Annotated in this window: 11 protein-coding genes; 2 read left to right on the forward strand and 9 right to left on the reverse strand. The window is 66.0% G+C overall.

Going from position 1 to position 13,483, the window contains the following annotated elements:
- Positions 1 to 2 precede the first annotated feature (2 nt).
- Both ACFTZB_RS14580 and ACFTZB_RS14585 read right to left on the reverse strand, forming a co-directional pair.
- Positions 3 to 563, reverse strand: a complete 561-nt coding sequence (locus ACFTZB_RS14580; protein ID WP_378432510.1) for a TetR/AcrR family transcriptional regulator — start codon at positions 561 to 563, stop codon at positions 3 to 5.
- Between the two features lie 63 nt (positions 564 to 626).
- Positions 627 to 1,844 carry a cytochrome P450 gene (locus ACFTZB_RS14585; protein WP_378432496.1) on the reverse strand — a complete coding sequence of 406 codons (1,218 nt, stop codon included), beginning with the start codon at positions 1,842 to 1,844 and terminating at the stop codon, positions 627 to 629.
- Between the two features lie 84 nt (positions 1,845 to 1,928).
- On the opposite strand from ACFTZB_RS14585, the gene ACFTZB_RS14590 reads away from it, so the two are divergent.
- Complete coding sequence (locus ACFTZB_RS14590; protein ID WP_378432497.1) at positions 1,929 to 2,531, forward strand: TetR/AcrR family transcriptional regulator; 603 nt, start codon at positions 1,929 to 1,931, stop codon at positions 2,529 to 2,531.
- 93 nt (positions 2,532 to 2,624) lie between these two features.
- Here the strand turns inward: ACFTZB_RS14590 and ACFTZB_RS14595 are convergent, their stop codons facing one another.
- Positions 2,625 to 3,179: a helix-turn-helix domain-containing protein gene (locus ACFTZB_RS14595; protein ID WP_378432499.1), complete on the reverse strand. Its 555-nt coding sequence runs from the start codon at positions 3,177 to 3,179 to the stop codon at positions 2,625 to 2,627.
- 165 nt (positions 3,180 to 3,344) lie between these two features.
- Between ACFTZB_RS14595 and ACFTZB_RS14600 the strand changes: the two genes are divergently transcribed.
- The gene (locus ACFTZB_RS14600; RefSeq protein ID WP_378432500.1) at positions 3,345 to 3,872 is read left to right on the forward strand and encodes a hypothetical protein; all 528 of its coding nucleotides are present in this window, start codon (positions 3,345 to 3,347) and stop codon (positions 3,870 to 3,872) included.
- A gap of 90 nt (positions 3,873 to 3,962) precedes the next feature.
- On the opposite strand, the gene ACFTZB_RS14605 is transcribed toward ACFTZB_RS14600, so the two are convergent.
- The 6 genes from ACFTZB_RS14605 to ACFTZB_RS14630 form a co-directional block, all read right to left on the reverse strand.
- Positions 3,963 to 4,157 carry a hypothetical protein gene (locus ACFTZB_RS14605; RefSeq protein ID WP_378432502.1) on the reverse strand — a complete coding sequence of 65 codons (195 nt, stop codon included), beginning with the start codon at positions 4,155 to 4,157 and terminating at the stop codon, positions 3,963 to 3,965.
- A gap of 77 nt (positions 4,158 to 4,234) precedes the next feature.
- The gene (locus ACFTZB_RS14610; RefSeq protein ID WP_378432503.1) at positions 4,235 to 6,475 is read right to left on the reverse strand and encodes an NADP-dependent isocitrate dehydrogenase; all 2,241 of its coding nucleotides are present in this window, start codon (positions 6,473 to 6,475) and stop codon (positions 4,235 to 4,237) included.
- Positions 6,476 to 6,648: 173 nt separating this feature from the next.
- Entirely contained in the window at positions 6,649 to 10,077 is a 3,429-nt protein-coding gene (locus ACFTZB_RS14615) for a multifunctional oxoglutarate decarboxylase/oxoglutarate dehydrogenase thiamine pyrophosphate-binding subunit/dihydrolipoyllysine-residue succinyltransferase subunit (RefSeq protein ID WP_378432504.1), read from the reverse strand.
- A gap of 283 nt (positions 10,078 to 10,360) precedes the next feature.
- Entirely contained in the window at positions 10,361 to 11,554 is a 1,194-nt protein-coding gene (locus ACFTZB_RS14620; protein ID WP_378432505.1) for an NADP-dependent malic enzyme, read from the reverse strand.
- A gap of 120 nt (positions 11,555 to 11,674) precedes the next feature.
- Positions 11,675 to 13,033 carry a coenzyme F420-0:L-glutamate ligase gene (locus ACFTZB_RS14625; RefSeq protein WP_378432506.1) on the reverse strand — a complete coding sequence of 453 codons (1,359 nt, stop codon included), beginning with the start codon at positions 13,031 to 13,033 and terminating at the stop codon, positions 11,675 to 11,677.
- Positions 13,030 to 13,483: 2-phospho-L-lactate transferase CofD family protein (locus ACFTZB_RS14630; RefSeq protein ID WP_378432507.1), on the reverse strand; the 454-nt coding region annotated here is incomplete at its 5' end. The genes ACFTZB_RS14625 and ACFTZB_RS14630, both read right to left, overlap by 4 nt.

The following is a 13,483-nucleotide window of genomic DNA, read 5'->3' on the forward strand; positions in this document are numbered from 1 at the left end:
ATCTACTCCAGAATCAGCTTGGCGGAAGTTTCGAGTCGATCGGCGAATTGGGCGTAGGACCCGTATCCCATTCCCGCGCGGACCAGGCCGCCGGCGTACAGCAGCTCCAGCGCCTCGAGGACGTCGGGATCGTGGCCGTCGCCCAGTGCGGTGGCGAGGCGATCACGGATCTCCAGCCCGATGCGGGCGCGGAGGTGCTCCACGTCGGGGTCGCGGCCGAGTAGCGCGTTGGTGACGGCTCCGGCGAGTTCGGGTTCGTCCGCCACCAGCAGGGCGATGTGGCGGAGCACGGCGACGACGCGTCCGGTGCGATCGAGTCCGTCGTCCACCGGCTGCGGTGAGGCGGCGAGACGCCGCCAGAAGACCTCGGCAACGAGGTGCTCCTTCGACGAGAAGTACGTGTACGCCGTCGCGGGCGCGACACCGGCGATCCCGGCCACCGAACGGACGGTGAGCCCGGCAAATCCCTCTTCACGCAGTACTTCGACGGCCGCCCTGGTGAGGCGGTCGACGGTGTCGGCCTGCTTCTCGGTGAGACGACGGCGGGTGGACTCGAAATTCATACTACTGGACACGTGTCTGGACGCTACTACAGTTACCGGCGGCTGGCAACGAAAATCGGGGTCTCACACCGGACTGCGCGGGTGAATCCGCACCGGCATCGTCTTGATTCCGCTGATGAAATTCGACCGCAGCCGGGACACCGGCCCGGTGGGTTCCACGCGGTCGATCCGCGCGGCGAGGGTCTCGAACAGGATCCTCAGTTCGAGCCGCGCCAGGTGCGCGCCGAGACAGAAGTGCACCCCGCTGCCGCCGAATGCGATCTGCGGGTTGGGAGTCCGGCCGATGTCGAACCGGTACGGTTCGTCGAACACGGCCTCGTCCCGGTTCGCGCTCGGGTAGTAGATCACCACCTTGTCGCCGGCCCGGACCAACTGGTCGCCGATGTACGCGTCCCGGGTGGCGGTGCGCCGGAAGTCCATCACCGGGGTCACCCAGCGCAGGATCTCCTCCACCGCGCTCGAGGCCAGGTCGGGCTCGGACTGCAGTCGCCGCCACTGGTCGGGATGATCGATGAACGCCTGCATCCCACCGGCGGTCGCGTTGCGTGTCGTCTCGTTCCCCGCCACCACGAGCAGGACGAAGAACATGTTGAATTCCATCTCGGTGAGCGTGTCGCCGTTCTCGTCCGGCTGCACGAGTTTGGTGACGATGTCGTCCCGCGGCCCGATGCGGCGTTGCGCGGCAAGCTCGTTCGCATACAGGAAGATTTCGGCGGCGGCCATCTCCCCGTCGGCCTGGGTGGTGCCGTACTCGGGATCGTCGAAGCCGATCATCCGGTTTGACCAGTCGTACAGCCTGTCGACGTCCCCGGGAGGCGCACCCAGCAGTGCCGCGATGACCTCCAGCGGCAGTGGCGCCGCCGCCTCGGGGACGAAGTCGACGTCGCGCGCCTCGAGGAGTCGATCGACGATCCGGGTACAGATGTCGCGGATGTGCCCCTCGAGAATCTTTACCGTGCGCGGCGTGAATCCGCGACTGACCAGTTGCCGCAACCGGGTGTGGTCGGGCGGGTCGAGGTTGACGAGCATGGCGGCCTGCTTCGCGCGGGTCTGCTCGTCGAAGTCGTCGATCTGGGTGGTGCCCACCGCCGACGAGAACGTCGCGCTGTCGCGGGACACGGCGACGACGTCGGCGTGCCTGGTCACCGCCCAGAATCCGGTGCCGTTCTCCTCGGGTTGCCAGTAGACGGGTTCGCTCGACCGCAGGTGGTCGAAGAACGCGTAGGGCACTCCCTCGGTGTAGACGTCCGGCGATTTCAGATCAATCCGAGATGCGGTCATTCACTGCTCCTCGATCGATAAACGAATGGGATGCGTCTTAAACTACACACTTTCATTTAGAATGAAAGACCGTATGCTGAGGACATGGCGAGAGGACAGAACGCACCGATCCGACGTCGCACCCTCACCCGCGACAAGGTCGTCGATGCCGCGATCGAGATCATCGACGAACTCGGCTGGGAGCAACTGTCGATGACGAGCCTCTCGGCCCGGCTGAACGTCGTCACCGCCTCGCTGTACAACCACGTCCGCAACCTCGACGACATCCGCGGCGCCGTCCAGGTGCGCACCATGACGGAACTCGGCGCGCACCTACGCGAAATCGCCATGGGCCGAAGCGGTCCCGAAGGCCTCCGCGCCCTCGTCGACGCACACCGCGCCTGGGCGACCGCGCATCCGCACCGGTACCAGACACTCACCACCAGCCCCGTCGACCGGGACGCCTTCATCTCCGCCGCACTCGACGCCAATACGGCACTCCGCACGATGCTGGCGTCGTGCGGACTGCCGCCCGAAGACACCCTCGACGCCGCCGTCAGCGTCTTCGCCGCCATGCACGGCTTCGTGATGCTGGTGAACACCGACTTCCTCGGCAACGAACTGGACCTGGACTCGATCTACGAATCCGTACTGCGCGGCGCACTCGCCAGCGTCGGATGGCCGGAGCACACGCCCGCCCGGTCCTGACAGCAGCGGCCTGCAACGACAATCCGAATTGTCCCCGGAACCCGTTCGAGTGGAACGCTTTTCCAGCCATGGGTGCCGTCGGGTCCCGACAGCCTACCGATCACCCGCCACTGCGGAACGACCCGCGCGGCGGCGCTCCGCGACCGCTTTCCGCGCGATCTTCAACTGCTCCGCAACCTCCGCAGGATCGTCCCCGTCGTCGATCTGGACCGCGGTCTGCGCCAGCGCCTCGTACTGCCGGGCGCGGCGCTGCTCCTGGTACTCGAGCACATCACGCAGCAGCAGTCGGTGCCGCGTGCCGACCTTCTCCGCAGGCAACTCACCCACGTCGATCAACCGACGCACTGTCGGCCTACTCACCCCAAGCAGATCCGCGGCCTGCTGCGTCGTCAGCATCGTCGCCCTCGGCGCCACCGTCACCGCGCGACCGGCCTGCAACGCGGCCACGACCTGCTTTAGTGCCGCATGCACCTCCGCCGGTAACTCGACCTGATCATCCTCGTTCGCACCGACCAGCAGATACCGCGGCTCGACGCGATCGCCGCGGCGCCGCTCGTGCGCGTCGAGAAAGCTGACCACCGCCGCCAACCTCGCACCCTGCGCTGTCTTCGGAAGATATGTGTGCTGATCCAGCGCCTGCGCACCCATGACCGAACCCCTTCCGAATCGAAACAATCGTAACAGCTTTCGAATCTTTCGAACGAACCGTGGTGTCGCGACCCGACGGCAATTCACCGAAACCATTCCGATCGGTCGCTTTTTGCTGCACCATTCACAGAGGACGACCCACGCCCCGACGAACAGGACACCAGGATGCGCACGATCACCGGCACCACCCTCCTCGCCGCAGCGACCATCCCCCTGGCCATCGCCGCCGCGCCGGCATCTGCCGCCGAGGCCACCGACGTCACCTACGCCTTCGGCGTCGACGGATCGACCGTCACCAACACGATCACCAACAACACCGGTGCCACCATCGGCTGCACGACCTCGCTCGCCCTCGCCCCCGACGGCGTGCTCCCACCGATTGCCGAAGTCGTCGGCCCCGGACAATCCCTCTACCAGCAAGACGACATACTACCCGGGACGACCACACAGTCGGTACTCGACGTCCCCGACGGCTCCTATGTCGCACTGGCCTCTTGTTCTCGTAGCGACACGGACCCTGCGCTGTGGGTGTCCGACTACCCCGGCGTCGAGCAATTCCTGGTCCAGTTCCCGATGCCCGCCTACACCGTGGAGCAAGCGTCCTCGGTCGTCATCGTGCCGAGCGTCGCCGCCGCGCCACCCGCCGTCGCCATCCCCGACGCGAGTGATCTGGGCAAAATCTTCGGCAGCTGACCGCATTCGTCACCGCACACGTCGACGCCCTCGAGCAACCCGAATAGCCACTGCCGCACGCAGCTGGATCCCAACAACGCTGCAACACAGTCAGTCCGGGGTGAAGAACAACTCCATCCCGATGAAGAACCACGCCACCAACGCAGCCATCGGCACGAACGCGCACACCAACGGCAGAGCGAACTGCCGGACCGTGCGCCACGGCACCGTCATCAGACCGCATGCCACCACCATCACGGCAGGCCCCGCCCAGCTGACCCAGTACTCGACCGCGACGGTCGACACTGAAATGCGTTGTACGGGAACAACCCCGACGAACCACGACACCCCCGGGTCCGACCCGGGGGTGTCGTGTTTCAGGCTCAGCTTTGCGCGGCCTCCAGCGCGCTGTTCAACGTCGTGCTCGGACGCATCACGGCGGCGGTCTTCTCGCCGTCCAGCTTGTAGTAGCCGCCGATGTCGACCGCGCTTCCCTGCACCTCGATGAGTTCGCGCACGATGGTGTCTTCGTTCTCGTCCAGTGCCTGGGTGAGCGTGGCGAAGCGTTCCGCCAGTTCCTTGTCCTCGCTCTGCGCGGCAAGTTCCTGCGCCCAGTACTTCGCGAGGTAGAACTGGCTGCCCCGGTTGTCGAGCTCGCCGGTCTTGCGCGACGGGTTCTTGTTCTCGTCGAGCAGCTTGCCGGTGGCCGCATCGAGCGTCTTGGCCAGGATCTTCGCGCGCTCGTTGTCGGTCTTGGTGCCCAGTTCCTCCAGGCTGACGGCCAACGCCAGGAACTCACCGAGCGAATCCCAGCGCAGGTGGTTCTCCTCCACCAACTGCTTGACGTGCTTGGGCGCCGAGCCGCCGGCACCCGTCTCGTACATGCCGCCGCCGGCCATCAGCGGCACGATCGACAGCATCTTGGCGCTGGTGCCGAGTTCCAGGATCGGGAACAGGTCGGTGAGGTAGTCGCGCAGGATGTTGCCGGTCGCGGCGATGGTGTCCAGACCGCGGATCAGGCGTTCCAGGGTGTACCGCATCGAGCGCACCTGGGACATGATCTGGATGTCGAGGCCCTCGGTGTCGTGATCCTTCAAGTACAGGTTGACCTTCTTGATCAGCTCGTTCTCGTGCGGGCGGTACGGGTCGAGCCAGAACAGGACCGGCATGCCGGAGTTGCGTGCCCGGGTGACCGCGAGCTTGACCCAGTCGCGGATCGGCGCGTCCTTGACGGTGCACATGCGCCAGATGTCGCCGGCCTCGACGTGCTGGGTGAGCAGCACCTCACCGGACTCGACGTCCACGAAGTTGGCGTCGCCCTCCTCCGGAATCTCGAACGTCTTGTCGTGCGAGCCGTACTCCTCGGCCTTCTGCGCCATGAGCCCGACGTTGGGGACGGTGCCCATGGTCGTCGGGTCGAATGCGCCGTTCGTCTTACAGAAGTTGATGATCTCCTGGTAGATGCGCGCGAACGTGGACTCCGGCATCACGGCCTTGGCGTCCTTGGGCCTTCCGTCGGCGCCGTACATCTTGCCGCCGGAGCGGATCATCGCGGGCATCGAGGCGTCCACGATCACGTCGCTGGGCGAATGGAAGTTCGAGATGCCGCGAGCGGAGTCGACCATGGCCAACTCGGGACGGTGCTCGTGGCAGTCATGCAGGTCCTGGATGATCTCCTCGCGCTGCGTGCTGGGCAGCGACTCGATCTTGTCGTAGAGGTCGCCGAGGCCGTTGTTGACGTTGACGCCCAGTTCGTCGAACAGCGCCTGATGCTTGGCGAAGGCATCCTTGTAGAAGGTCTTCACCGCGTGGCCGAAGACGATGGGGTGCGAAACCTTCATCATCGTCGCCTTGACGTGGAGCGAGAACATGACGCCGGTCTTGCGCGCGTCCTCCATCTGCTCCTCGTAGAAGTCGAGCAACGCCTTCTTGCTCATGAACATGCTGTCCATGATGTCGCCCTCGCCCAGGTCCACCTCGGGCTTGAGGACGATCGTCTCGCCGGCCTTCGTGACCAGTTCCATCCGGACCTTGCGCGCCCGGTCCAGCGTCATCGACTTCTCGGAGTGGTAGAAGTCGCCGTGCCGCATGTGTGCGACGTGGCTGCGCGAGGCCATCGACCACTCGTCCATGCTGTGCGGGTGCTTGCGGGCGTACTGCTTGACGGCCCGGGGTGCGCGACGGTCGGAGTTCCCCTCACGCAGGACCGGGTTGACGGCGCTGCCGAGGATCTTGCCGTAGCGCTGACGGATGTCGCGCTCCTCGTCGGACTTGGGGTCGTCCGGGAAGTCGGGAATCTTGTAGCCCTTGCCCTGCAGTTCCTTGATGGCGGCCAGGAGTTGCGGCACGGACGCGCTGATGTTGGGCAGCTTGATGATGTTCGTCTCGGGCAGCTGCGTCAGGCGACCCAGCTCGGCGAGGTTGTCGGGGACGCGCTGCTCTTCGGTGAGGTTCTCGGGGAACTCGGCCAGGATCCGCGATGCCACCGAGATGTCGCTGGAATCGATCTCGATGCCCGCGGCACCGGCGAAGGTCCGCACGATCGGCAGGAAGGCGTAGGTCGCGAGCAGCGGCGCCTCGTCGGTCAACGTGTAGATAATGGTCGGCGGCTTATGGGCGCTCATTGTTGTTGTACTCCCGCGTCAGTTCGGTTAAATTTCACAGGTTCAGCGTGCAGCTATCGGATCGCGACGAGTATCAGGTTACGTTGCGGCATCGCCGGCGACTTGTCCGAGCACCGCTACCCGTGAGTAACAAACCCACTGCCGACGCGCGCTCTCACGCCGTGATTCGCGGCCTACTTCTCCAGCGCCTCGTCGATGAGCGTCCTCTGTTCCTGGGCGTGGCGTTTGCTCGATCCCGTCGCCGGGGCGGCGGACGCCGGGCGTGACACGAGGCTGATGCGACGCGAGCCGATGGTCCCGAGCTCGCTGAGGAGGAACGTCCAGGCTCCCTGGTTTCTCGGCTCTTCCTGCACCCACACCAGTTCTGCGTTGGGGTAGGAGCCGACGACCTCGGCCAGCTCCGCTTCGGGCAGCGGGTAGAACTGTTCGATTCTCACCAGCGCAATCTGCGGATCCGGCGACGTGGCGAGCCTGTCGAGCAACTCGTAATAGAGCTTTCCTGTCACCAACAGCACGCGGCGGACCGCCGCCTTGTCGATCGCTCGCTGATCGTCGATGACGGGTTCGAACATGCCCCCGGTGAAATCGGACAGGGCGCTGGTCGCGCCACGCATACGCAACATCGACTTCGGGGTGAACACGACAAGCGGCTTGCGTGGGTGAGCGTAGGCCTGACGGCGGAGGAGGTGGAAGTACGACGCGGGCGTCGACGGCTGCGCCACCGTCATGTTGTTCTCCGCGCACAGCTGCAGGAAGCGCTCGATGCGCGCCGAGGAGTGATCCGGTCCGCTGCCTTCGTAGCCGTGCGGCAGCAGCAATACCAGTGAGGACTGCTGCCCCCATTTCTGGTCGGCCGAGCTGATGAACTCGTCGATGACGATCTGGGCGCCGTTCGCGAAATCGCCGAACTGCGCCTCCCACAGGACCAGCGCGTCGGACCGTTCCACCGAATAGCCGTACTCGAATCCCATCACGGCGTACTCACTGAGCAGCGAGTCATAGATCCAGAACCGACCCTGCCCCTCGGCAATGTTGGTGAGCGGGAGCCATTCCCGACCATTGTCACGGTCATGGAGCACGGCGTGGCGTTGGACGAACGTGCCGCGGCGACTGTCCTGACCGGTCAGCCGGACGGGTGTCCCCTCCACCAACAGTGAACCGAATGCGAGGAGCTCGGCGAAGGCCCAATCGATGTCGCCGTCGCGGCTCATCTCCACTCGTCTGTCGAGCAGCCGTTGCAACTTCGGGTGGACTGCGAAGCCTGGCGGCCGCTTGTCGAAGGCATCTCCCACGAGAGCGATCACGTCGGGACTCACCCCGGTCGCTTCGGGACTGCTCGGTGCTTCGGGTTCGGAAGCAAGCGTCCTCTCCAGCGCGTCGACCGGGGTTGTCGAGGAGTCCGGCACGAGGTCGTGCCGTCCGGCACGAGTCTCGGCGAAGGCGTTCTCGAGCCGGCCACGGAAGTCCCGGTTGGCCTGCTCGTACTCGTCGATCGTGATGTCACCCCGCCCGATCAGCGCCTCGGTGTACAGGGTCCGGACGCTGCGCTTGGTCGCGATGACATCGGACATGTGCGGCTGTGTCATCGACGGATCGTCGGCTTCGTTGTGCCCACGCCGGCGGTAGCAGACGAGGTCGATGACGACCTCGCGATGGAACTTCTGGCGGTAGGCGAAGGCGAGCTCCGCCACCCGGACGACCGCCTCGGGATCATCGCCGTTGACATGGAAGATCGGAGCCTGGATCGTCTTGGCCACATCCGTCGAGTAGACCGAACTCCGCGCCTGACCTGGCAGGGTCGTGAAGCCCACCTGGTTGTTGATGTTGATACGGATCGTGCCGCCCGTGCGGTAGCCGCGCAGCTGGGACATCTGCATGGTCTCGCCGACGACGCCCTGACCTGCCATCGCCGCGTCTCCGTGGATGATGATTGGCAAGGTCGGAAACGTCCCGGCCGGCCTCCGGTCCTGCCGGGCACGCACGATGCCCTCCAGCACGCCGTCGACCGCGTCGAGATGAGAAGGATTCGCCCCGACATAGACAGGGATCGTCTCGCCATCGGCTCCGGTGAAGATTCCCTCGGTACCCAGGTGGTACTTCACGTCCCCTGAGCCGTCGAAGCTGTCCGGAAGATCAGTTCCCTCGAACTCGTGGAATACCTGACCGTAGGTCTTGCCCGCGATGTTCGTGAGCACGCTGAGCCGTCCCCGGTGCGCCATCGCGATGGCCACAGCGTCGAGACCACTCTCGGCCGCCGCATGCATGATCGCGTCCAGCAAGGGGATCGTCGACTCGCCGCCTTCGAGGCTGAAGCGCGTCTGGCCGATGTACTTCGTCTGGAGGAAAGTCTCGAAGGCTTCCGCTTCATTGAGCTTGCCCAGGATCCGCAGTTGCTGATCGTGGGTCGGCTTCGCATAGGGCAGCTCGACCCGATTCTGGATCCACGCGCGTTGCTCCGGATCCTGGATGTGCATGTACTCGATGCCCACGGTGCGGCAATAGGCGTCACGCAGAACACCGACGATGTCGCGGAGTTTCATCTGCCGCCGGTCGCCGCCGAAATCACCGGTGACGAACTCCCGGTCCAGGTCCCAGAACGTGAGTCCGTGACTTTCCACGTCCAGATCGGGGTGTGACCTCTGGACGTACTCGAGAGGGTCGACGTCGGCCATCAGGTGCCCGCGGGTGCGGAACGCATCGATGAGTTGCTGCACACGCGCTGTCTTGTCGACCGCGCTCGTCGGATCCACTCTGATGTCGGGTGCCCAATGGATCGGTTCATAGGGAATTCGCAAGGCCGCGAAGATCTCTTCGTAGAACCGATGCCGCCCGGTGAGGAGTTCGTGGACTCTTCCGAGGAATTCGCCGGATGCCGCGCCCTGGATGACCCGGTGATCGTAGGTGCTCGTCAGGGTGACCGTTTTGCCGATGGCGAGATCGGCGAGGGTCCGTTCGCTGGCCCCCTGAAACTCGGCCGGATATTCCAGAGCGCCCGCACCGATGACGCAACCCTGGCCTTTCATCAGGCGGGTGATCGAATGCTCTGTCCCGATACCGCCGGGGTTGGTCAGCGACAGCGTCGTATCGGCAAAATCCTCGACGGTCAGCGCGTTGCTTCGCGCCTTGACGATGAGACCTTCATACGCCGACAGGAATTCACCGAAACTCATGCCGTCTGCGCGCTTGATGTTCGGGACGACAAGGAATCTCGATCCATCGGGTTTGGCAACGTCGACGGCGATTCCGAGGTTCACATGTTCAGGTGTTACGGCGAACGGCTTGCCGTCCACTTCCGCATACGACACGTTCTGGCTCGGAAAATCCTTCAGGGCCTGTACGAGCGCCCAGCCGATCAGGTGCGTGAAACTGATCTTGCCCCCGCGCGCCCGGGTCATGTGGCTATTGATGACGATGCGATTGTCGATCATCAGCTTCGCCGGGATCGTGCGGACACTCGTTGCGGTCGGGATACTCAAGCTGGCCGTCATGTTGGTGACCAGCGACCTGGCCATCCCGCGAATCGCGGCCGTGGCCGATCCGCCGGCGACGGGCTCGGCCTCCGCCTCGATCGTGGTTTTCGGTTCGATCACGGTGACTGACACAGCCATCTCCTACTTCGCGTCTGTTCGCTTCGATACGTTTCTGCCGGAACGCGATTGGGTCGATCTGGACCCGCGTCGGCTACGCCTTCCGGCTCGAACTTCGACGGTCTGCCGGATGCTCCTTGCTCCCCAGCATAGAACCATTTTGTACCTTGCGGTCAAATACCCAGTGTGCGGTGCGTCACTCGGACCCTCGGATGCGTTCGTGCCCGTTCCCCACGAACACCCCGACTCCGGAACCATGGGTGCGGGTACCGGATCGGGGTGCTCGGGTGGGTTCTCGCTAGCCGGTGACGCCTTCTGCACGAGCAGCGGCGGCGACTGCCTCCGCGACAGCGGGGGCGACGCGAGGATCGAGCGGGCTGGGAACGATCTTGTCTACAGCCAGCTCGTCACCGACGACCGAGAGGACTGCCTCGGCGGCGGCGAGCTTCATGCCCTCGGTGATGCGGCGGGCACCGGCATCCAGGGCCCCCTTGAACACACCGGGGAAGGCGAGCACATTGTTGATCTGATTCGGGAAGTCCGAGCGCCCCGTCGCGACGATCGCCGCGTGCTTGCGGGCGACGTCCGGGTGGATCTCCGGGTCCGGGTTCGACAGCGCGAACACGATCGCGTCATCGGCCATGGTCGCGATGAGCTCCTCCGGGACGGTGCCCGCGGACACCCCGAGGAACACGTCGGCGCCGTCGAGGGCTTCGACGATGCCGCCGCGGCGGCCTGCCGGGTTGGTGCGGGCGGCCAGATCGACCTTGACCTCGTTCAGGTCCTGGCGGTCGGCGGAGACGATGCCCTTCGAGTCGAGCACCGTCACATCGGCGATCCCGGCGGCGAGCAGGATGTTCGCGCACGCCACACCGGCGGCGCCGGCACCGGAGATCACGACCCGCAGCTCGTGGAGGTCCCGGTCCTGGACCTTCACCGCACCCTTGAGAGCGGCGAGGACGACGATGGCGGTGCCGTGCTGGTCGTCGTGCATGACCGGGCAGTCCAACGCCTCGATGACCCGCTTTTCGATCTCGAAGCAGCGCGGCGCGGAGATGTCCTCCAAATTCACCGCACCGAAGCTCGGGCGCAGCCGGATCAGGGTCTCGACGATCTCATCCGGATCCTGGGTGTTCAGGACCAGCGGGATCGAGTTCAGGCCCGCGAAGTTCTTGAACAGCGCGGACTTGCCCTCCATCACCGGAAGGGAGGCGCGGGGGCCGATGTCCCCGAGGCCGAGGACCGCGGAGCCGTCGGAGACGACGACCACCAGCCGGTTGGTCCAGGTGTAGCGGTCGGCCAGGGTCTCGTCGGCGTGGATGGCGCGGGACACCTGCGCCACCCCCGGGGTGTAGGCGATGGACAGGTCGCGCTGATTGTCCAGCGGGGTCGTCAACTCCACGGACAGCTTTCCCCCGACATGGCCGGCGAAGATCTCCTCGTCGGTCAGCTCGACCTTCTGCGATGCGGTGGGTTCGGACACGATGGTCATTCTCTACTCATTCCCTTTCAGTTTCGACGATCCACGTCAGCGTGTCGTCACAATCGATCGGCGTGGGCGTGCGCGGTGCGCGGAACTCCCGCCTGATTCGGGTGCCTCATGGTGTGGGGGTCATTTCTCGATGAGGGCGTCGCCGGGGTCGGTGGGCCTACGGGGTGTGAGGGGTTCGAGGGGGTGGCCGACGGCGATCGCGCCGAGCGGCTGCCAGTCGTCGAGCAGTCCGAGGACACCGCGCACGGTGTCGGCGGCGAAGATCGTCGAACCGATCCAGCAGCTGCCGATTCCCTTGGTGGCCAACGACACCAGCAGTCCCTGCACGGCCGCACCGACCGCGACGGTGAACATCGTCGCCTCCGCCGTCCGCCGACGCGGGTCGGGGTAGGTGTGCGCGCCGTCGGGCACGCAGAACGGGATGATCACCTCCGGCGCGTCGAACAGGATGTTCCCCCGCGCCACCCGCGCCGCCACCGCCTCGGGGCCCATGCCGTCGGCGGTCAGGTCGGCCCGCCACCGCTCCCGCATCGCCGACAGCAATTCCTCGCGGACGGTGCGGGTGCGGACCCACACGAACCGCACCGGCCGGGTGTGGTGCGGCGCCGGGGCGGTCAGCGCCTCGGCGATCGACGCCCGGACGGCCCCGGGATCGACCGGATCGTCGGCGAATTCACGGACCGAGCGCCGCAGCAGCAACGCCTCCGCCCGCCCCCGCTCCACCGATTCGGCGGTGCCCAGCCAGAACAGGTCCTCCTCGTCGCGCCGGAGAACGTCCTTGGCGGTCGAGCCGTCGTCCTTTGGCCGAAGTCCTCGGATCACGGCAACCGGGACGCTGCCGAGCTTGCCCTTGACCAGGTCGCCGGCCGCGGCGATCTCGTCGGCCATCGCAACCTCGGTGACGAACAGGTCATTGCCCTGCGCGTCGCGCATGCCCGCGTAGGCGTGCAGGACGGGCAGTCCGGCCGCGCCGATCGCGGCGTCGATTTGGCCCTTGCGCCACGCCCGCCCCATCGTGTCGGTGACGACGACCCCGACCGTGACACCCAGCGCGACCTTTACCGCGTCGCGGAGGGTTCGGGCGCTGCGATCCGGGTCCTCCGGCAGCAGAGCAAGTTCGGCGCCGTCCACGTTCGATCCGTCGATCCCGGACGCGGCCTGGACGATGCCGAGCCGATTTTCGGTGATGACGATATGGCCCCTGCGAGCGACGACCCGGACGGCCTCCTGGTCGACGAGGCGGCGCCGAGCACCTTCGCGGGCATCGGGATCGTTGGGAGAGGAGACAATTCGGCCCTCCACCTTGGACACCACCTTGCTGGTGACCACGAGGACGTCGTCGTCCTCGAGCCACGGTGCGGCGGCGACAATCGCGGCGGCCAGATCGTCGCCGGGCCGGAACTCCGGCAGACCCGCGACGGGGCGGATTTCGATCGCGCCGCCGGGCGCGTGATCGGCCTGCTGCACCGACTCTGTCATAGCGGGGCCCCCATCAGGTCGAGTGCGGCGCGGACCATGTCCGCGGTCGTGTCGGGGTCGGTCATGAGCAACGGCACCGCCCGCACCTCGACGCCGGGCACCTCCGCGGAGTCGGTGTCGTGGACCAGCCAGCCGTCGACGATCCCGGTCCCACTCCGCGCCCCGTACCAACGCCCGATCGCCTCCGCGGACGTGTCCACCCCGATCACGTCCAAACATTCGTCGGCCATGCCCCGCAACGGTTTCCCGCCGATGATCGGGGACACCCCGACCACCTTCGCGGTGGTGGTGCGCAGCGCCCCCCGGATCCCCGGCACCGCCAGGATCGCGCCGACGCTGACCACCGGGTTCGACGGCGCCAGCAACACGATGTCGGCACCCTCGATCGCCTCGAGCACCCCCGGCGCCGGGGTCGCCTGCTCGGCGCCGATGTGCGCGAAGCTGTGCGTC

It is taken from the genome of Rhodococcus sp. NPDC057014, assembly GCF_042673295.1.
Lineage (GTDB): Bacteria > Actinomycetota > Actinomycetes > Mycobacteriales > Mycobacteriaceae > Rhodococcus_F.

Bases quoted from the DNA above. Each gene is read 5' to 3' on its own strand.
- ACFTZB_RS14585 (WP_378432496.1), bottom strand. From the start codon at position 1,844: ATGACCGCATCTCGGATTGATCTGAAATCGCCGGACGTCTACACCGAG.
- ACFTZB_RS14620 (WP_378432505.1), bottom strand. From the start codon at position 11,554: ATGACCATCGTGTCCGAACCCACCGCATCGCAGAAGGTCGAGCTGACC.
- ACFTZB_RS14600 (WP_378432500.1), top strand. From the start codon at position 3,345: ATGCGCACGATCACCGGCACCACCCTCCTCGCCGCAGCGACCATCCCC.
- ACFTZB_RS14595 (WP_378432499.1), bottom strand. From the start codon at position 3,179: ATGGGTGCGCAGGCGCTGGATCAGCACACATATCTTCCGAAGACAGCG.
- ACFTZB_RS14610 (WP_378432503.1), bottom strand. From the start codon at position 6,475: ATGAGCGCCCATAAGCCGCCGACCATTATCTACACGTTGACCGACGAG.
- ACFTZB_RS14625 (WP_378432506.1), bottom strand. From the start codon at position 13,033: ATGACAGAGTCGGTGCAGCAGGCCGATCACGCGCCCGGCGGCGCGATC.
- ACFTZB_RS14590 (WP_378432497.1), top strand. From the start codon at position 1,929: ATGGCGAGAGGACAGAACGCACCGATCCGACGTCGCACCCTCACCCGC.
- ACFTZB_RS14580 (WP_378432510.1), bottom strand. From the start codon at position 563: ATGAATTTCGAGTCCACCCGCCGTCGTCTCACCGAGAAGCAGGCCGAC.